The organism is Mycolicibacterium cosmeticum (genome assembly GCF_000613185.1).
GTDB lineage: Bacteria > Actinomycetota > Actinomycetes > Mycobacteriales > Mycobacteriaceae > Mycobacterium > Mycobacterium cosmeticum.
The window spans coordinates 1,972,613-1,990,314 of the sequence record NZ_CCBB010000001.1 but is presented as its reverse complement, the minus strand read 5'-3'; the positions used below and the strand labels follow the sequence as shown (position 1 = coordinate 1,990,314).

At 66.7% G+C, this 17,702-nt stretch carries 17 protein-coding genes and 1 tRNA gene; 7 read left to right on the top strand and 11 right to left on the bottom strand.

Features of this window, described 5'->3' with window-relative positions; genetic code table 11:
- Positions 1-30: 30 nt before the first annotated feature.
- A complete protein-coding gene (locus BN977_RS09485; protein ID WP_024451981.1) occupies positions 31-480 on the bottom strand; it encodes an Hsp20/alpha crystallin family protein in 450 nt (149 codons plus the stop codon).
- A gap of 312 nt (positions 481-792) precedes the next feature.
- On the opposite strand from BN977_RS09485, the gene BN977_RS32845 reads away from it, so the two are divergent.
- The gene (locus tag BN977_RS32845) at positions 793-954 is read left to right on the top strand and encodes a hypothetical protein (protein ID WP_165576310.1); all 162 of its coding nucleotides are present in this window, start codon (positions 793-795) and stop codon (positions 952-954) included.
- A 61-nt stretch (positions 955-1,015) separates the two neighbouring features.
- A complete protein-coding gene (locus BN977_RS09480; protein ID WP_036397319.1) occupies positions 1,016-2,119 on the top strand; it encodes a glutamate--cysteine ligase 2 in 1,104 nt (367 codons plus the stop codon).
- 273 nt (positions 2,120-2,392) lie between these two features.
- Here the strand turns inward: BN977_RS09480 and BN977_RS31790 are convergent, their stop codons facing one another.
- From BN977_RS31790 to BN977_RS09460, 4 genes are all read right to left on the bottom strand, one after another.
- Positions 2,393-2,767 carry an ankyrin repeat domain-containing protein gene (locus tag BN977_RS31790; RefSeq protein ID WP_165576309.1) on the bottom strand — a complete coding sequence of 125 codons (375 nt, stop codon included), beginning with the start codon at positions 2,765-2,767 and terminating at the stop codon, positions 2,393-2,395.
- Between the two features lie 376 nt (positions 2,768-3,143).
- Positions 3,144-3,216, bottom strand: a tRNA-Arg gene (locus BN977_RS09470).
- A 39-nt stretch (positions 3,217-3,255) separates the two neighbouring features.
- Complete coding sequence (locus BN977_RS09465; protein ID WP_036397317.1) at positions 3,256-3,957, bottom strand: anti-sigma factor; 702 nt, start codon at positions 3,955-3,957, stop codon at positions 3,256-3,258.
- The gene (locus BN977_RS09460; protein WP_036397316.1) at positions 3,954-4,538 is read right to left on the bottom strand and encodes a sigma-70 family RNA polymerase sigma factor; all 585 of its coding nucleotides are present in this window, start codon (positions 4,536-4,538) and stop codon (positions 3,954-3,956) included. The genes BN977_RS09465 and BN977_RS09460 overlap by 4 nt, the downstream gene beginning before the upstream one ends.
- A gap of 333 nt (positions 4,539-4,871) precedes the next feature.
- Between BN977_RS09460 and chvE the strand changes: the two genes are divergently transcribed.
- From chvE to galK, 5 genes are read left to right on the top strand one after another with little or no spacing between them, the layout of a single operon-like run.
- Positions 4,872-5,960 carry a multiple monosaccharide ABC transporter substrate-binding protein gene (gene chvE, locus BN977_RS09455; RefSeq protein ID WP_036397315.1) on the top strand — a complete coding sequence of 363 codons (1,089 nt, stop codon included), beginning with the start codon at positions 4,872-4,874 and terminating at the stop codon, positions 5,958-5,960.
- A 32-nt stretch (positions 5,961-5,992) separates the two neighbouring features.
- Positions 5,993-7,501, top strand: coding sequence for a multiple monosaccharide ABC transporter ATP-binding protein (gene mmsA / locus BN977_RS09450; RefSeq protein ID WP_036398791.1), 1,509 nt, complete (start codon positions 5,993-5,995; stop codon positions 7,499-7,501).
- The gene (gene mmsB / locus BN977_RS09445; RefSeq protein WP_036397314.1) at positions 7,498-8,745 is read left to right on the top strand and encodes a multiple monosaccharide ABC transporter permease; all 1,248 of its coding nucleotides are present in this window, start codon (positions 7,498-7,500) and stop codon (positions 8,743-8,745) included. Before mmsA ends, mmsB begins: the two co-directional genes overlap by 4 nt.
- A gap of 34 nt (positions 8,746-8,779) precedes the next feature.
- Complete coding sequence (galT, locus tag BN977_RS09440) at positions 8,780-9,889, top strand: galactose-1-phosphate uridylyltransferase (protein WP_036397312.1); 1,110 nt, start codon at positions 8,780-8,782, stop codon at positions 9,887-9,889.
- Positions 9,886-11,115, top strand: a complete 1,230-nt coding sequence (galK, locus tag BN977_RS09435; RefSeq protein ID WP_407661175.1) for a galactokinase — start codon at positions 9,886-9,888, stop codon at positions 11,113-11,115. The genes galT and galK overlap by 4 nt, the downstream gene beginning before the upstream one ends.
- On the opposite strand, the gene BN977_RS09430 is transcribed toward galK, so the two are convergent.
- From BN977_RS09430 to BN977_RS09405, 6 genes are read right to left on the bottom strand one after another with little or no spacing between them, the layout of a single operon-like run.
- Positions 11,109-12,041, bottom strand: coding sequence for an aldose 1-epimerase family protein (locus BN977_RS09430; protein ID WP_234709533.1), 933 nt, complete (start codon positions 12,039-12,041; stop codon positions 11,109-11,111). The genes galK and BN977_RS09430 overlap by 7 nt on opposite strands.
- Positions 12,041-13,042 (bottom strand): LacI family DNA-binding transcriptional regulator, encoded by a 1,002-nt coding sequence (locus BN977_RS09425; RefSeq protein ID WP_036397310.1) that lies wholly within the window; start codon positions 13,040-13,042, stop codon positions 12,041-12,043. Before BN977_RS09425 ends, BN977_RS09430 begins: the two co-directional genes overlap by 1 nt.
- Positions 13,043-13,062: 20 nt before the next feature.
- Positions 13,063-14,052 carry an ABC transporter permease subunit gene (locus tag BN977_RS09420; RefSeq protein WP_036397309.1) on the bottom strand — a complete coding sequence of 330 codons (990 nt, stop codon included), beginning with the start codon at positions 14,050-14,052 and terminating at the stop codon, positions 13,063-13,065.
- On the bottom strand, positions 14,049-15,107 hold the full coding sequence (locus BN977_RS09415) for an ABC transporter permease (RefSeq protein WP_024453201.1): 1,059 nt from the start codon (positions 15,105-15,107) through the stop codon (positions 14,049-14,051). The genes BN977_RS09420 and BN977_RS09415 overlap by 4 nt, the downstream gene beginning before the upstream one ends.
- A complete protein-coding gene (locus BN977_RS09410) occupies positions 15,104-16,615 on the bottom strand; it encodes a sugar ABC transporter ATP-binding protein (protein WP_036397308.1) in 1,512 nt (503 codons plus the stop codon). The genes BN977_RS09415 and BN977_RS09410 overlap by 4 nt, the downstream gene beginning before the upstream one ends.
- A gap of 10 nt (positions 16,616-16,625) precedes the next feature.
- Complete coding sequence (locus BN977_RS09405) at positions 16,626-17,633, bottom strand: ABC transporter substrate-binding protein (RefSeq protein ID WP_227456282.1); 1,008 nt, start codon at positions 17,631-17,633, stop codon at positions 16,626-16,628.
- Positions 17,634-17,702 lie beyond the last annotated feature (69 nt).

The following is a 17,702-nucleotide window of genomic DNA, read 5'->3' as shown; positions in this document are numbered from 1 at the left end:
TGGCTATGCTGCCACCCCGGCGATCGTCACTCAGCCGGCGTCGACGGTCGTCGGCTCGATCGACTTCTGGCCGCCGCCGTGCGCGATGTCGATCTTGCGCGGCTTGGCCCGCTCGGCCAACGGAATGGTCACGGTGAGCACCCCGTTTTCGTAGGTCGCCGAAATTGCCGATGTGTCAATACCTTCACCGAGGGAGAGCTGCCGGCGGTAATTACCGAAGAACCGCTCGTTGGCGAACCACTGGACCGAATCCTCGGAGCGGGCGGTGCGGTGTGCCGAGATGGTCAGCGTGCCGTTGTCCACGTTGACGTCCACCGAGCCGGGGTCGACTCCGGGCAGATCTGCGGTCAGCACATAGTGGTCGTCGATCTTGCACAGGTCCATGGGCATGAACCTGGGCGTGCGGGTTGATCCGGTCTGGCTGGTGAGTAGACCCCGGGTCAAGGCATCAAGGTCGTTGAACGGATCGAAACGCAGCACAGCAATCCACCTCCTCAGTCGCTAAGAGCCCACCACCCTGGCGGGCAGCCAAATCACTGTGCACCTCCTGTTTTAGCACTCTCATGTCAAGAGTGCTAGTCCCGTGGGGGAGATTTTCCCGGCGTCCGGTGCTCGCCACCTGGTGCCCGGCAAGGCGTGTGTCAACCGCGATCCTGGCTAAGGATCGATGCGGTCGCCGTGCCGGGGCCGCAGCGCCGACACGTCGGATTCGAGGATTGACGGGGTGCAATTCGGGGAATCCCAGCAACCAACAGTCTTGAATCGACGTCAGGGGTGAGCTCGATGATGGTAATGGCCTATTTTCTCGCGGGGATGGTCACCGGCATCGCGCTGCTGCGGATCATCGTGCACATCGACCGGGCGGGCGAGCAGACGCTCGAACGCATGCGCGCGCAGTGGGAGGCCGGCCGGCGCGACAAGCGCGTCCGGACGCTTCGCACCTCCAGCCGCTGACGGCCCGCGCATGTGGTTGCCATGACGGTTTGTCACCTTCCGGCGAGGGGGATACCGGGGTATGGCTGAACATCCCACGGTCGGAGTGGAGGAGGAGTTCCTCCTCGTCGACCCCCGCACCGGCGAACCCGTCCCGCGGAATCGCGAGGTGGCCCAACGCGCCGAAAGCCTGGGCATCGAACTGCAATTGGAGCTGACCAGTTGTCAGGTGGAGACGACGTCGTCGGTGGCGCACGGAGCCGAGGAACTACGGACGGAGCTGGTCGGGTTGCGCCGGGGAGCGGCGCAGGCGGCCGCAGACGCCGGCGCCCGGTTGCTGGCGGTCGGCCTACCACCGAGCGTCCCGCACCACTTCCCGGTCACCGACAAGCCGCGCTACCGGGAGATCGGGGAGCGGTTCGGGATGATCGCGCACGAGCAGGGCATCTGCGGATGCCATGTGCACGTGGCGGTTCCGGACCGGCAGACGGCCATCGAGGTGAGCAATAGGTTGCGTCCGTGGTTGCCGACCCTGCTCGCGCTGTCGGCTAATTCGGCGGTGTATCGCGGATCGGAGACCGGCTATGCGAGTTGGCGCAGCGTGTTGTGGGCGCGCTGGCCGACCGCCGGCCCGCCGCCGCATTTCGAGAGCGTCGCCGAATACGACGCGCTGGTTGAGATCATGCGGGCCTCCGGCGCTGCGCTCGATGACGGCATGGTCTATTGGGATGTGCGGCCGTCGGCCAAGTTTCCGACCGTCGAGGTGCGGGTGGCGGATGTGCCCGCCACGGTGGGTGACACCGTGCTGTTGGCCGCGCTGGTGCGGGCGTTGGTGATGACGGCCCTGGACGATATCGAGCACGACCGGCCGGTGAAACCGCTGTCCGCGCATGCGCTGACTGCGGCCTATTGGCGTGCCGCGCGTGACGGCTTGAGCGGCTCGGCGATGGATCTGATCGACAGCCATGCTTTGGTGCCCGCCCCGCAGATGTTGGAGCTGATGCTGACGGCGGTGACGCCCGCGCTCCAGGCCGTCGGCGATTACGACACGGTGTGCGAGGAACTGCGGCGGGTGCGCGTCGACGGCAACGGGGCCAGCCGGGCCCTGGCGGCGTGGCGGCGCAGGCATGCGGTGTCCGATGTCATCGACGAGGTGGCGCGGGCGACGTTGGAAGGGGTCGGTTGATGGCGACCTTGAACGACTCGACTTCGACATGAGCGGGCGGCGGGTATGGCGCTGTGGCGACGTCGACCGGCTGGGGCAGGTGTTTTCAGGGGGTAGCGCTACTCGCTTTCCTGGATTCGCTTCTGCGAGAAGTGAATTACAGGTCGAAGTACGACGTCGTGTCCAGGAGCATCGGTTGCTGTAGGGAAATGTGGCCTTTGTGGGCGAGGGGCGAAGCTCCGCACTGTGGCCTCGATCGCAGGCCCGTCCGCAAGCGAAACCGCAAACCGTAACTCAATCCTCAAAGATCGCTATGCAATCACTTTTTTGGAGTCGTCGAGCCAACTTCAACGGACTGTTGCCTTTATTGTTCTCAATGGCCGGATCGGCGCCATGATCGACGAGTAGCCGTACCATCTCGACTGTGCTGTCGTTGGAGAATACTGCGTACCACAGCGGAGCATTACCCCACTGATCCTGGGGATTCACGTCGGCACCCGCTGCGAGCAGAATCCGTGCGGAGTCGAGGCTGTTGTGGATGCATGCGTGATGTAACGGGGTTTGGCCAGCCTCGTCCGGTTCGTTGATGTCGAGGCCCTCGGCGATCTCCCGGTTGAGGTCATCCACAAAGTTGTAGCCAGCGGAGGCGTGTAGTGCAGTTCTCGACACTGGTGGTGCACCTTTCAACTCTTGGCAAGCAACTCCGTCATCCGACCTGGGCAGCCCGCCGCTTGAGGTGGGTTGCGCATGCTGACCACATCGGTTTGGTGACGCCAATTCAATCTGCCTGGAGGATGACCTGAACACTGTCGTCGGCGAACAGAGCGGTTGCTCATGTGCTGACCTGCGACACCGCCAACCCGTCACCGATCACCGCCAACACGGCCTGATACCTCTGCTCGGCCACGGTCAACTCCCTCATCCAGGGAGTGTCAAGGATCAACCGACACAGCTGTAAAGAATCAGCCGACCCACCGATGAACCCTGTCGCCCATCACCCGAAGGCAAAACGTCAAGCATCACCCGCCGTAATACACACAAAAAGTGCCCCCGGCAGGATTCGAACCTGCGACACCGGCTTTAGGAGAGCCGTGCTCTATCCCCTGAGCTACGGGGGCCAGGGACGGTCGAAGCTTACCGAAGCCGGGCCCGCGGACCTACGTCAGCGGCAGCTCGGCGAAGATCGGCGTGGTCGGGGTGCTCGAACCCTTGCCCGGCTCGACGGTGAACGCCAAGGCCGTGGCGTCGCCCAGGTCGGGGAGCACCGCGGTGGTCGACGGTGCGACGGCAGCCTGATCCATGGTGCCGGCCGACTCCGGTCCGTTGTCGCGCAGCAGCCACATTTGGTAGACGGTGCCGGCCGCCGGTGGGGCGACGTTGTTCATCACCAGCACGCCGGCGTTGCGTTTCTTGGAGAACACCACCGTGGCGGTGCCGCCGGTCGGGATCGGGCCGGACACCGTGCGCACGTCGGGCGCCGCGAACACCTGTTGGGCGGTGGTCGGCGGGGGAGCAGCGGGCCGCAGCGCGATGCCGATTCCGACACCGCCGGCGGCAACGATGACCGCGGCCGCGGCGGCCAGCGCCGCCGTGCGCCAGCGCTTGGGCCGCAACGGCTGCACCTGCGCCGGGGCGATCGCGGCCAGGATCCTGGCCCGCAGTTCGGCCGGTGGCTCCACGGCGGTCGCGGCCGACGCCCGTGCCATGGCCTCGCGCACGGCGACCACCTCTTCGGCGAACTGGCGAGCCACCTGCGGCGGTGCGTCCGCCAGGTGCCGCTCGACTTCGCCGTCGTCGACGGCATGCAACGCGTACGGCGTCGCCAGCGTCATCACTTCGTGCTCAACCGGTTCGGTCATGCGGTCCCCAGACAACTGCGCAATGCGCGCAGACCGTCGCGCATCCTGGATTTCACAGTGGCCAAATTGGCCGAAAGACGTTCCGACACTTCTCGATAGGTGAGTCCGCCGTAGTAGGCCATGTCGATGCACTCGCGCTGCACATCGGTCAGCGAGCCCAGGCAGTCCACCACCCGGCGGTGCTCGTCGGCGGTGATCACCGAATCGGCGACATGGTCGGCCGGCGTGTCGACGTTGGTCGCGCCGTAGCGGGACTCGCGTTGACTGGCCGACTGCTCGGAGCGCACCCGGTCCACGGCCCGCCGGTGTGCCAGCGTCATCAGCCAGGCCAGCGGCGAGCCCGCCGCGGGGTCGTACGAATCGGCGTTGTGCCACACCTGCAGGTAGATCTCCTGGGTGGTTTCTTCGCTGTAGCCGGGGTCGCGCAACACCCGGACCACCAGTCCGTACACCCGGGCTCGGGTGTGGTCGTAGAACTCGGCAAAAGCCTCGGCGTCGCCACGGGCGACCTCGCGCAGCAAGACGTCGAGGTCGGCACTCACGAGCGGTAGCCTAACGTCAAGCACGCTCAGTCCACCCATAGGTTCCTGGATGTGCATCGGTGGCCGCCCTCGATTGGTTTCTCATCGGCATTCGGCGCGGGCCCCGGCACGGATGGGTTCGGTACCGACAGTCGGCCGACCCAAAGTTGTTAAAGCTCACATCGTTGGCTGCGCGCGGTCGCCTCTGCGACCACCGCCGAACTGAGCTTTTGCAGTGCTTTCCTGGTGATATAACAGGCATTATTGACAACGAGTGAGTTGGCTCACATACTCTTACGGCGGAGTGTTAACGTTCACATTTGGATGTTGCGGCCGAGATGAGCGGGCCAGGCCCGCCGCGCTGAGCGCGTCCACGTGTCTGCAGGAGGAAACATGCGAAAACTGAGCTGGTGGGTGGCCGTGTTGATGGCCGCCGCCGTGGCATTGGTCGGTTGCGGCCGCTCCACCGAGAGCGCCGGGGGAGGCACGTCCCAGAAAGGCACGATCGGCATCGCCATGCCGACCAAGTCTTCCGAACGCTGGGTTGCCGACGGCCAGAACATGGTCGACCAGTTCAAGGCCCTCGGTTATCAGACCGATCTGCAATACGGCGACGACGTCGTGCAGAACCAGGTGTCGCAGATCGAGAACATGATCACCAAGGGTGTGCAGCTGCTGGTGATCGCGCCGATCGACGGATCCTCGCTGACCAACACCCTGCAGCGCGCCGCGGACGCGCACATCCCGGTGATCAGCTACGACCGGTTGATCAAGGGCACCCCGAACGTCAACTACTACGCCACCTTCGACAACTTCAAAGTCGGTGTGCTGCAGGCCAAGTACATCGTCGACAAGCTCAACCTGGCCGGCGGTGCCGGGCCTTTCAACATCGAGCTGTTCGCCGGCTCACCCGATGACAACAACGCCACCTTCTTCTTCGACGGTGCGATGAGCGTGCTCAAGCCGTACATCGACAGCGGCAAGCTGGTGGTCCGCAGCGGCCAGACCTCGTTCGACCAGGTTGCCACCCTGCGCTGGGACGGCGGGCTGGCGCAGTCGCGCATGGACAACCTGCTGAGCCAGGCCTACACCACGGCCCGGCTGGACGCGGTGCTCTCGCCGTACGACGGCATCTCGCGCGGCGTCATCTCGGCGCTGAAGAGCTCCGGCTACGGCAATGCCGCCAAGCCGCTGCCGATCGTCACCGGCCAGGACGCCGAGCTGGCCTCCGTGCAGTCCATCGTCTCCGGTGAGCAGACCCAGACGGTCTTCAAGGACACCCGCGAACTCGCCAAGGCGGCGGTGCAGGAATCCGACGCCGTGCTGACCGGAGGCACGCCCGTGGTCAACGACACCAAGAGCTACAACAACGGCAACAAGATCGTGCCCTCCTACCTGCTGGACCCGGTCAGCGTCGACAAGTCCAACTACCAGAAGGTGCTGATCGACTCGGGCTACTACACCAAGGACCAGATTCAGTGACGGCCCCGCCGACCGCGCCGCCGCTGTTGGAGATGCGCGGTATCACCAAGGAATTCCCCGGTGTGAAGGCACTGTCCGGGGTGGACCTGACGGTGCGGGCCGGAGCCATCCACGCCATCTGCGGGGAGAACGGTGCGGGCAAGTCGACCCTGATGAAGGTGCTCAGCGGGGTGTACCCGCACGGCAGCTACGACGGCGAGATCTTCTTCGACGGCAAGCCGTGCGAGTTCCGGGACATCCGCTCCAGTGAGCGTTGCGGTATCGCGATCATCCATCAGGAACTCGCGTTGGTGCCGTATCTGTCGATCGCCGAGAACCTGTTCTTGGGCAACGAGATCGCGCGCCGCGGGGTGATCAACTGGGACCGGACCCTGCATGAGGCGCAGAGCCTGCTGGACCGCGTCGGTCTGCGGGAAAGCCCGCAGACCCGGGTTTCCGATATCGGCGTCGGCAAGCAGCAGCTCGTCGAGATCGCCAAGGCGCTGTCCAAGGATGTCCGGCTGCTGATCCTCGACGAACCGACCGCCGCCCTCAACGATGCCGACAGCAGGCACCTGCTCGACCTCATCGTGGAGCTGCGGGAGCACGGCATCACCTCGATCATCATCTCGCACAAGCTCAATGAGGTGATGCAGGTGGCCGACTCCGTGACGACACTGCGGGACGGCCGCACCATCGACACCGTGCCGGTCGATGCGCAGCTCACCGAGGACAAGATCGTCCGTGCCATGGTCGGGCGCGATCTGGTCGACCGGTTCCCCTCCCGGGAGGGCTGCGAGATCGGCGACGTGGTGTTCTCGGTGGCGAATTGGACCGTGCTGCACCCCATCGACCAGCAACGCAAGGTCGTCGACGACGTCACCCTGAACGTCCGCGCCGGTGAGATCGTCGGCATCGCCGGGCTGATGGGCGCCGGCCGCACCGAACTCGCGATGAGCGTGTTCGGCCGGTCCTACGGCCGGTATGTCGGCGGCAAGGTTTTCAAGGGTGAGCGCGAGATCGACACCAGCACGGTGCCGCGCGCGATCGACAACGGGATCGCCTACGCCACCGAGGACCGGAAGACGTTGGGGCTGAATCTGATGGACAGCATCGCCACCAGCATCAGCCTGGCGTCACTGGACAAGGTCAGCCACCGGTCGGTCATCGACCACCACGAGGAGACCCGGATCGGCGAGCAGTTCCGTGCCTCGATGCGGATCAAGACCGATTCGGTGCAGACCGCCACCGGCAAGCTGTCCGGCGGCAATCAGCAGAAGGTGGTGCTCAGCAAGTGGCTGTTCACCGATCCCGATGTGCTGATCCTCGACGAACCGACCCGCGGTATCGATGTCGGCGCCAAGCACGAGATCTACGTCCTCATCAACGAACTCGCCGCCCGCGGGAAGGCGGTGCTCGTCATCTCGTCCGAACTTCCCGAGTTGCTGGGTCTCTGCGACCGGATCTACACCCTCAGCCAGGGCCGGTTGACCGGTGAGGTGCCGCGCTCGGAAGCGACCCAGGAAAACCTCATGCACTACATGATGAAAGGCTCCGCGTGACCATCACCACCAAGCAAACGTCACCGGGCAGCGCCCCACCGCAGCGTCCGGACGACACCAGCGCGCCCGCCCGCGGCGGAAATGCGTTGTCCCGGTTCCTGATGTCGCATGTGCGGCAGTCGGGCATGGTCGTGGCGCTCATCGCCATCCTGCTGCTGTTCCAGATCTGGACCGGTGGCATCGTGCTCAAACCGCTGAACGTCACCAACATCATCCAGCAGAACGGCTACATCCTGGTGCTGGCCATCGGGATGGTCATCGTGATCATCAACGGGCACATCGACCTGTCGGTCGGCTCGGTGGCCGCCTTCACCGGCGCCATGGCCGGTGTCCTGATGGTGCGCAACGACATGCCGTGGCTGTTGGCGACGCTGCTGTGCATCGGCATGGGGGCGCTCATCGGGGCTTGGCAGGGCTTCTGGATTGCCTACGTCGGCATCCCGTCGTTCATCGTGACACTCGGTGGCATGCTGGTGTTCCGCGGCGCCACCCAGTATGTGCTTGAGGGGCAGTCGATCGCGCCGATGCCGCGCGGCCTGGAGCAGATCAGCAGCGGGTTCCTGCCCGAACTCGGCAACGCCGCGCTGTACCACTGGCCCACCGTGATCCTGGGCGGTATCGCCATGGTGGCCACCGTCGTCCAGCAGGTCCGCCGGCGCCGCGCACAACTGCGCTACGGGCAACAGGTTTCGAGCAAGACACTGTTCATCGCCAAGTGCGTCGGCATCGTCGCGGCGTTGGCCGCGGTCACCCTGCTGCTGGCCAGCTACCGGGGTGTGCCGATCGTCGGCATCATCCTGGTGGTGCTGACCCTGGTGTACGCCTTCATGATGCGCAACACCGTGTTCGGGCGCCAGGTGTACGCGGTGGGTGGCAACGCCGCGGCCGCCAGCCTGTCCGGGGTCCGCAACAAACGCGTCACCCTGCTGGTGTTCGTCAACATGGGAATGCTGGCCGCGGTCGCCGGCTTGTTGTTCGCCGCCCGGCTGAACTCCGCGACGCCGCAGGCCGGCATCAACTTCGAACTCGAAGCCATCGCCGCCGCCTTCATCGGCGGGGCGTCGTCGAGCGGCGGGGTCGGCACCGTGTTCGGCGCCATCATCGGCGGTCTGGTACTCGGCGTGCTCAACAACGGGATGTCGATCATCGGTATCGGCAGCGATATCCAGCAGGTCATCAAGGGCCTGGTGCTGCTGGCCGCCGTCGGCTTCGACATCTACAACAAGCGCAGGGGCGGACGGTAACCCGGTGCCCACCTTGCCTTCTCCGCTATCGGCCATGGTCGGCAAGACCGTCACCGCCCTGGCCGACGGGCGTCGCCTCATCTACTTCGACGAACTCGACGCCGACGGCGGGATGCGGCGCACGGGTGGGCTGACCGACACCAGACACCTCGAGCCGTTGGTGGCCGATTCGCACCTGCGGTATGACGTACTGACCGGCGAGTGGGTCACCATCGCCGCCCAACGGATGGACCGGACGTTCCTACCGGCAGCGGACGCCTCACCGCTGGCGCCCAGCCGGCCCGGCGTGCCGCCCACCGAGATCCCGGCATCCGACTACGACGTCGTGGTGTTCGAGAACCGGTTCCCAGCGCTGTCCGAACACGCGGGCGCAACGGCACCGCTGGTCGACGGGGAGCCGCTGTGGCCGCAAGCTCCGGGCCGGGGCAGTTGTGAGGTGGTGTGCTTCACCAGTGACCCGCACGCCAGCTTCGCCGAGCTGGGGCAACGGCGGGCCCGGACCGTCATCGAGGCGTGGGCCGACCGCACCGCCGAACTCTCCGAGCTACCCGGTGTGCAACAGGTGTTCTGCTTCGAGAACCGCGGCCGCGAGATCGGGGTGACGCTGACGCATCCGCACGGCCAGATCTACGCCTATCCGTTCCAGCCGGCGCGAACCCGCGCCCTGGTGCAACAGGCCCGCAGGCACGCCGCGGCGACCGGACGCAACCTGATGGCCGATGTCCTTGCCGCCGAGCAGCATTCCGGACGCCGAGTGCTCATTGCCGGCGAACACTGGACGGCCTTCGTGCCGGCCGCGGCACGCTGGCCGCTGGAAATACACCTGATCCCGCACCGCGACGTACCCGACTTCCCCGCCCTGTCGGTCGCCGAACGCGAGGAGTTGGCCGCGGTCTACCTGAACTTGCTGGCCAGGGTGGACCGCTTCTTCGACGGCGTGGCGCAGACGCCCTACATCGCGGCCTGGCATCAGGCACCGGTCGGTCCGGACCGCGACTACGCGCGGTTGCACCTGCAACTGTTCTCGCTGATGCGTTCGCCGGGCCGGATGAAATACCTGGCCGGCTCGGAATCCGGCATGGGTGCCTGGGTCAGTGACACCACACCGGAGCGCATCGCCGACCGGTTGAGGGAGGTGGCATGAGAACGTCAACCGTCCATCGCGTCGTGAACAGGCTGAACATGGTGGAACCCGTTGCCCACGAAGAGCTCTGCGATCGGGCGGCCGCACTGTTCCAGGCGCGGTTCGGCGGCGGGCCCGACGGGGTGTGGGTGGCGCCGGGCCGGGTCAACCTGATCGGCGAGCACATCGACTACATCGGCGCCAAGGTCATGCCCTTCGCCCTGCCGTACGCCACCGCGGTCGCGGTGCGGGTGCACAGTCATGACCGGCTGCGGATGGTGTCCACCGGTCATGACGACGGCTGGGAGGGCAGCGGCGTCGACATCGCGCCGCGCCAACCCCGCGGCTGGGCCGGATACGTGGCCGGTGTGCCGTGGGCGATGACCTACCACGACACCATCGCCCGCATCCCCGGGCTGGATATCGCCGTGCACTCGTCGGTGCCCCAGGGAGCGGGCCTGTCCAGCTCGGCCGCGCTGGAGTCGGCGACGGCCCTGGCGATCGCCGAGCTGTTCGGCGCGGCGACCGACGATGCGGGCCGGCGCACCCTGGCCCGGGACTGCATCACCGCCGAGAACGTCGTGGTAGGCGCGGCGACCGGCGGCATGGACCAGTCGGTGGCCTTACGCGCCAAGCCCGGCCACGCGATGCTGTTGGACTGCAGTACCTTTGGGGCCGAGTACCTGCCGTTCGACTGCCGGCCCTCGGGTTTGGCGCTGCTGGTGATCAACACCAATGCCGCGCACCGGCTGGTCGACGGCGGCTACGGTCTGCGGCGGTCCCGGGTGGAACGGGTGTGTGCGCGTATCCCGCGCAGCGCGCTGTATGACAACGACGATGTGGAGGCGGTGCTGCACTGCGCCGACGCCGACGATCCTGCGCTGCGGCGGGTGCTACGGCATGTGCTGACCGAGATCCGCCGGGTTGCCGCCGCCGCCACCGCCCTGCGCTCGGGCGAGATCGCCGCCGTCGGGCCGCTTCTCACCGCGTCGCACGTATCGCTGCGCGACGACCTGGTGGTCAGCTCGCCGGAACTCGACACGGCGGTCGACGCCGCCTTGGAGGCCGGGGCACTCGGGGCCCGGATGGTCGGCGGGGGGTTCGGCGGGTCGGCGTTGGCGCTCATCCGGTCCGACCGGGTCGGCTTCATCATCGAGGCGGCCCGCCGGTCCGCCCGGGACAGTGGATTTCCCGAACCCGACTTCCTGTGCGCGATTCCCAGCGCGGCGGCGCGCCGCGTCTACTGACCGTCGGCGCGGTAGCGGATGGACCACGACGCCGACCAACGGTCGCCGGGATCGAGCCAGCGCAGACCCTCGCCGCTGTTGAGCGCGTCCGCGGGGGCGGTCATCGGCTCGACGGCCACCGCGGTGACGAACCGGTCGCCGACGGGGTACCGGCGGGTGGTGAACACCTGGATATACCCGAAATCCTCGTCCGCCCAGAGGGATACGGTTCGACCGTCGGGTGCCCGCAGTGAGTGCACGCTGGCGCCGTCGGTGATGTGCAGTCCCGTCCAGGCGTCGTCGAGATCGAGGTCGGCCACCCGCCGGCCGGCCCGCAGATCCCAGTAGCCGCCCTGCACCGGGCTGGTGCCGGTCGGGTTCAGGCGTTCGTCGACGTCGATGTGGGTGTCGGCGGAGACGGTCAGGGTCAGCTCGGCCGTCGGGACATCGCCGATGCATAGGAACGGGTGCGTGCCCAGCGCGACCGGCGCCGGGTCCGATCCCAGGTTGTCGATGGTGTGCGTGGCATGCAGCCCGTCTTCGGCAAGTCGGTAGTGCACCGTGGTGTCCAGGTGGAACGGGTATCCGTGCTGCGGAAAGACCTGCGCGCCAAGCATTACCGTGTTACCGGTCTGCTCCACGAGCCGATAGTCGGTGAAGCACAGCAGTCCGTGTAGCGCGTTGCCGCGCTGCGGTTCGGTGACATCGAGGAGCTGGGTGCTGCCGCGGTAGACCCATCGGGCGTCGCGAACCCGGTTGGGCCAGGGCGCCAGCACGGTGCCGGAGTAGAACGGCCGCAGCCGATCGGGAGGGTAGCCCGGGGTGAGGTCGACGCCGCCGACCGCCAGCGCCCTGATGGCCGCGCCGACGCCGGTGACGACCGCGCGGGCCGGCCCGTCTTCCAGGGTGTATTCGACGCCATGGACGGTACGTTCGCTTGTGTGCACTAGCCTGCCCTGGGTGGTGCGGTGCTGTCGCGGATCACCAGATCCGAAGGCAACAGCGATGTTTCGCATTCGGTATCGGTCAGTTGGGCCTTCACCATGGCGATGGCCTGGTGCCCGACGGCCGCGAAGTCCTGCCGGATGGTGGTGAGCGCCGGGATGAGGTACGGGGCCTCGGGAATGTCGTCGAACCCCACCACACTGATGTCCTCGGGTACCCGGCGGCCCGCCTCGGCCAGCGCGTGCAGCACCCCGATGGCCATGTGGTCGTTGGCCACGAAAACCGCGGTGAGGTCCCGGTCGGCGGCAACCTCACGGCCGAGGGCGTAGCCGCGGGCGGCGCTCCAGTCACCCTTGTGTTCCGGGCGCGGCGCGAGCCGGGCGGCCAGCATGGCATCGAGGTAGCCCTTGGTGCGGCCCGCCGCTTCCGGCCAGCCGTCCGGGCCGGCGACATGGGCGATCTCGGTGTGCCCGAGGTCGATGAGATGCTGCGTCGCGGTGCGGGCGGCGCCGACCTGGTCGACACCGACGGACAACCCGGAGCCGGACAGATCACCCTCCACGACGATCACCGGGACACCGAAGTCTTCGGAGTACACCACGTTGAGGGCATCCTGCTGCGCCGCGATCATCACGATGGCTTCCACCGCGAGACGGGACAGATGGTCCAGTGCGCCCCGGATCTCCTGCCTGGTCACCGCCGCCAGGGTCACCGAGCTGGAGAAGAAGCCCGCTTCGCGGGCCGATTCCTCGACCGAACGCTGGATGCTGGACGGGCCGTACTGGGCGGTGCTGCTGCCGATGATGCCGATGATGCCGGACTTGCTGGTGACCAGCGCGCGCGCCACACTGTTGGGCCGGTACCCGAGCTGCGCGATGGCGTGCTGCACCCGCTCCCGGGTTTCGGGCCGGATACTGCTGGACCCGTTGATCACTCGTGACACCGTCTGATGTGACACACCGGCGAGCCGGGCAACGTCGGACATGACTGGCTTGCGGCTCATCGCTCTATTATTGCCGCGGCTCATGTACTCGGCCTCACCAGGACACGCTGAACCAGCACGAAGACCAGCAACAACGCCCCGGTCATGATTCTGGTCCAGTACGAGTCCAGGCTCGCCGCGGTGACGAAGGTTTCGATGGTGCCCAACACCAGCACCCCGATCAGCGCGCCCGCCACGTAACCCACGCCGCCGGCCAGTACGACACCGCCGATCACCGCGGCAGCGATGGTGTCGAGTTCCAACCCGACCCCGTTGAGGCTGTAGCCGGACAACTTCTGCACGGCCAGCAGGATGCCGGCCAGCGACGCGCAGAACCCGCTGATGACGTACACCGACACCCGGGTGCGTCCGGCGTCCAGGCCCATCAGTTGCGCCGACTGCCGGTTGCCGCCGACGGCGTAGACGGTGCGGCCGAACCGGGTCAGGTGCAAGACGTACAGGGCCACCGCCAGCACGACCAGTGCGATGACGACCGGCCAGCGAATGAACTTGTCGTCGTAGAGATACAGGTAGTGCAGGCCCAGGGTGCGGACCGCGGGATCCTTGATGGGGACCGAGTCGACGCTGATGACGTAACACATGCCGCGGGCGGCGAACATGCCGGCCAGCGTCGCCACGAACGGTTGCACGTCGAAGTGTTCGATCATCACGCCCATGATCAGGCCCAGCGCCGGGCCGACGAGGATGACGGTGACCATCGCCACCGGGGTGGGCCAGCCCAGTTGCAATGTCTTGGCCAGGATCACCGTCGACAGCGCCACCACCGATCCGACACTCAGATCGATGCCGCCGGTGAGGATCACGAACGTCATCCCGACGGCCAGCACGATGAGGTAGGCGTTGTCGACGAAGAGATTGAGGAAAACCTGGGTGGGACTGGCGAAGTCGCAGCGGTTGAGCACACCGGCGAACAACACCACGAACAACACCAGGGTGGCGATCGGCCCGGTGAACCGGCCGGCGGCCAGCCGCCGGATTCCCGCGGATGGCGCCGTCAGCGTTGCCGTCATGCGTGCACCTTCGTCTCGACGGGATCGATGACCGGCGCCGGCGGTGCGGGTGCGGCACGCCGGCGCCGGCGGGTGAACAGCGCCCGGAACCGAGCCGACTGCAGCAGGCATACCGCCACCACCACAAGCGATTTGAATACCAGGGTGACCTCCGGCCGAATTCCGAGGGTGTACACCGTGGTGGTCAGGGCTTGGATGATCAGCGCCCCGATCAAGGTCCCGGTCAGGCTGTAGCGGCCGCCGAGCAACGAGGTGCCACCGATCACGACGGCCAGGATGGCGTCCATCTCGATCCACAGGCCGGCATTGTTGGCATCGGCCGCGGAGATGTTCGACGCGATCATCAATCCGGCGATGCCGGCGCACAGCGCGCAGAACACGTACACCGCGAAAACGATGGTGCGGCTGCGGACTCCGGCCAGCCTGCTGGCCTCGGGGTTGATTCCGACGGCCTCGAGCAGCATGCCCAGGGCGGTGCGCCGGGTGAGCAGGCCGATCACGACGAAGATGGCGAGACTGACCAGGATGGCCACGGGCAGGCCGAAAAGGTAACCGGCGCCGAGCACTTTGAACGGTGCACTGGTCACGGTGACGATCTGACCTTCGGTGACGAACAGTGCGATCCCGCGGCCGGCCGTCATCAGTACCAGCGTCGCGATGATCGGCTGAATGCCGAGCAGCGCCACCAGGGTTGCATTCCACAGGCCGAGTACGCAGGCCACCAGCACCGCGACGGCCATCGCCGACAGTACGGTACCCGGGCTGTCCGGGGTGGTCGAGGCCGCGATGTGGGCGCAGGCCACCGCGCCGGCGATGGCCACCACCGCGCCGACGGACAGGTCGATCCCGCGGGAGGCGATCACCAGAGTCATACCCAAGGCCACCAGCAGGATCGGGGCGCCGTTGCGCAGGATGTCGATCAGGCTGCCGTACAGATGGCCGTTCTGGATGCGGATACTGAGAAACCCGGGGGACAGCGCGGTGTTCACCGCGAGCAGCGCGACGAGTGCCGACAACGGCCAGAACAGTTGATGGGCAACGAATTTCTTGATCATGCTGGGCTCGCCGCGATCAGTTCGGTCAGGTTGTCGCCCTGGTCGGCGTCGACCTGGGCGACGTTGTGCCGGTCCCGCATCACCGCGATGCGGTGCGATACCCGGCTCACTTCGTCGAGTTCGGCGGAGATGAACAACACCGCCATACCATCGGCCGCCAGGTTGGTGACGAGTTGCTGGATCTGGGCTTTCGCCCCGATGTCGATACCGCGGGTCGGCTCGTCCAGGATGAACAGTTCCGGTTCGGTGATGAGCCAGCGGGCCAGCAACACCTTCTGCTGGTTGCCGCCGCTGAGGTTCTTCATCAGGGCGTCGGGCCGGCGGGGCCGGATGTCGAGGGCTTCCATGTACTTGTCCACCAGATCGTTCTTGGCCTTGGCCGACAGGGGACGGGCGAACCCGCGCCGGGCCTGCAGGGCGAGCACCAGATTGTCGCGCACCGTGAGATCGCCGAAAACACCCTCATCCTTGCGGTTCTCGGAGGTGAAGGCGAAGCGGCGACCGATGGCGGCGCGTGGCGTGCGGATGGCCACCTTGGTGCCGTGCACCGCCAGCGCTCCGGTGGTGGCCCGGTCGGCGCCGAAGATCAGCCGGGCCAGCTCGGTGCGTCCGGACCCCAGCAAGCCGGCCAGGCCGATGATCTCGCCGCGGTGGATGTCCAGCGTGACCGGTGCCACGGCAGGGGGCCGGCCGAACCGGTCGATCGACACCACCGGTGTGGTGGTCACGTCGACCGTGGTGCGGGCCGCGTTGTCGGCCACCTCGTCGAGGACACCCGCCGCGTGGCCCAGCATCGCGGTGACCAACTGCACGTGGGGCAGCTCGGCGGTCGGATATTCGCCGACGAGTTTGCCGTTGCGCAACACGGTGATCCGGTCGGCGATCGCGTAGATCTGGTCGAGGAAGTGCGAGACGAACAGGATTGCGGTGCCCGCGTCGCGTAACCGCCTGATGACGCCGAACAATTCGGCGACCTCCCCGGTGTCCAGGCTGGAGGTCGGTTCGTCCAGGATGAGCACCCGGGCCTTGGCCGCCGTGGCCCGGGTGATCGCGACCAACTGCTGGACGGCGATCGGGTGGGCACCCAATCGTGACCGCGGATCGATGGTCAGTTCCAGTTCGGTGAGCAGCTCGGCGGCCCGGCGGTGCAGCGCCCGGTAGTCGATCCGGCCCCAGCGCCGGGGTTCGCGCCCCAACAGGATGTTCTCGCCCACCGACAGATTCGGGCACAGGTTCACCTCCTGGTAGACGGTGCTGATCCCGGCTTCCTGGGACTGTCGTGGGCTGCCGAAGGACCGGGGGACGCCGTCGAGCAGGATCTGCCCGGAGTCGATCGGGTACACCCCGGTGAGTGCCTTGATGAGCGTGGACTTGCCGGCGCCGTTCTCACCCATCAGGGCGTGCACCTCGCCGGGCAGCAACCGGAAGTCCACGCCGTCAAGCGCTTTCACACCAGGGAACTCGATGCCGATATCCCGCATCTGCACCACGGGGCCAAGCTGGTCCATGAGTCGTCGCTCAGTACTGGCGCGCGGGCAGGGCCTTGATCGCCTGCTGCTGATCGAAGGCCTCGTCGGGAGTCACGATCCGCGGGGGGACCTGCTCGCCGGCGGCCACCTTCTTCACCAGATCCATCAGCTGGGGACCGAGCAGCGGGTTGCATTCGACGATGTAGTTGAACTTGCCGTCGGCCAGGGCCTGCATACCGTCATGGGTGGCGTCGATCGCGACGATCTTGATGTCCTTGCCCGGCACCTTGCCGGCAGCTTCGATGGCCTCCATCGCGCCCAGGCCCATATCGTCGTTCTGCGCGAACACCACATCGATCTGCGGGGTGGATTTCAGCAGCGCCTCCATCACCTGTTTACCGCCGGAGCGGGTGAAGTCACCGGTCTGCGACGCCACCACGTGCAGGTTCGGGTTCGCCGAAATGCCCTCCTTGAAGCCGGTATTGCGGTCGATGGCGGGGTCGGCGCCGGTGGTGCCCTCCAGCTGGACGATGTTGACCGGGCGTGGCGTGGTGGCGTACTGATCGGCGACCCAGCGTCCGGCGCGACGGCCCTCTTCGACGAAATCCGCGCCGATGAAGGTCTTGTAGACGTCCTTCTCCTGGGTGTCGATCGCCCGGTCGGTCAGGATCACCGGGATGTTGGCGTTCTTGGCCTCCAACAGCACGGCGTCCCAACCGGTACGCACCACGGGGCTGAAGGCGATGACATTGACCCCTTGCTGGATGAACGAGCGGATCGCGGTGATCTGCTTCTCCTGTTCACCGTTGGCGTCGGCGAACTTCAGGTCGATGCCGGCGGCCTTGGCGGCGCTCTTGATGGATTCGGTGTTGGCGGTGCGCCAACCGCTTTCGGCGCCCACCTGGGCGAAGCCCAGGGTGATCGTGTCGCCGCCGCCGGCCGGGCTGCCGGTGCCGCCGCCCGGTGCCTTCCCGCTACCGCAGGCCGCGACGGTGGCCGCGATGGCGGCGATGCCGATGGCGGTGCTCAATGCTCTTGTCAGGACGGTCTTCTTCACGCCGGACTCCTGTTCGTTCCCGGGGTGCCGGACGGTACCGCGCAGCCGGACACATGTGGTCGGTGTGAC

What these genes read in the sequence shown, in the direction of transcription:
- BN977_RS09410 (WP_036397308.1), bottom strand. Translation starts at nt 16,615, where the DNA reads ATGGACCAGCTTGGCCCCGTGGTGCAGATGCGGGATATCGGCATCGAG.
- mmsA (WP_036398791.1), top strand. Translation starts at nt 5,993, where the DNA reads ATGCGCGGTATCACCAAGGAATTCCCCGGTGTGAAGGCACTGTCCGGG.
- BN977_RS09465 (WP_036397317.1), bottom strand. Translation starts at nt 3,957, where the DNA reads ATGACCGAACCGGTTGAGCACGAAGTGATGACGCTGGCGACGCCGTAC.
- BN977_RS09460 (WP_036397316.1), bottom strand. Translation starts at nt 4,538, where the DNA reads ATGGGTGGACTGAGCGTGCTTGACGTTAGGCTACCGCTCGTGAGTGCC.
- BN977_RS32845 (WP_165576310.1), top strand. Translation starts at nt 793, where the DNA reads ATGGCCTATTTTCTCGCGGGGATGGTCACCGGCATCGCGCTGCTGCGG.
- chvE (WP_036397315.1), top strand. Translation starts at nt 4,872, where the DNA reads ATGCGAAAACTGAGCTGGTGGGTGGCCGTGTTGATGGCCGCCGCCGTG.
- BN977_RS09425 (WP_036397310.1), bottom strand. Translation starts at nt 13,042, where the DNA reads ATGAGCCGCAAGCCAGTCATGTCCGACGTTGCCCGGCTCGCCGGTGTG.
- galK (WP_407661175.1), top strand. Translation starts at nt 9,886, where the DNA reads ATGAGAACGTCAACCGTCCATCGCGTCGTGAACAGGCTGAACATGGTG.
- BN977_RS09480 (WP_036397319.1), top strand. Translation starts at nt 1,016, where the DNA reads ATGGCTGAACATCCCACGGTCGGAGTGGAGGAGGAGTTCCTCCTCGTC.
- BN977_RS09415 (WP_024453201.1), bottom strand. Translation starts at nt 15,107, where the DNA reads ATGATCAAGAAATTCGTTGCCCATCAACTGTTCTGGCCGTTGTCGGCA.
- galT (WP_036397312.1), top strand. Translation starts at nt 8,780, where the DNA reads ATGGTCGGCAAGACCGTCACCGCCCTGGCCGACGGGCGTCGCCTCATC.
- BN977_RS09420 (WP_036397309.1), bottom strand. Translation starts at nt 14,052, where the DNA reads ATGACGGCAACGCTGACGGCGCCATCCGCGGGAATCCGGCGGCTGGCC.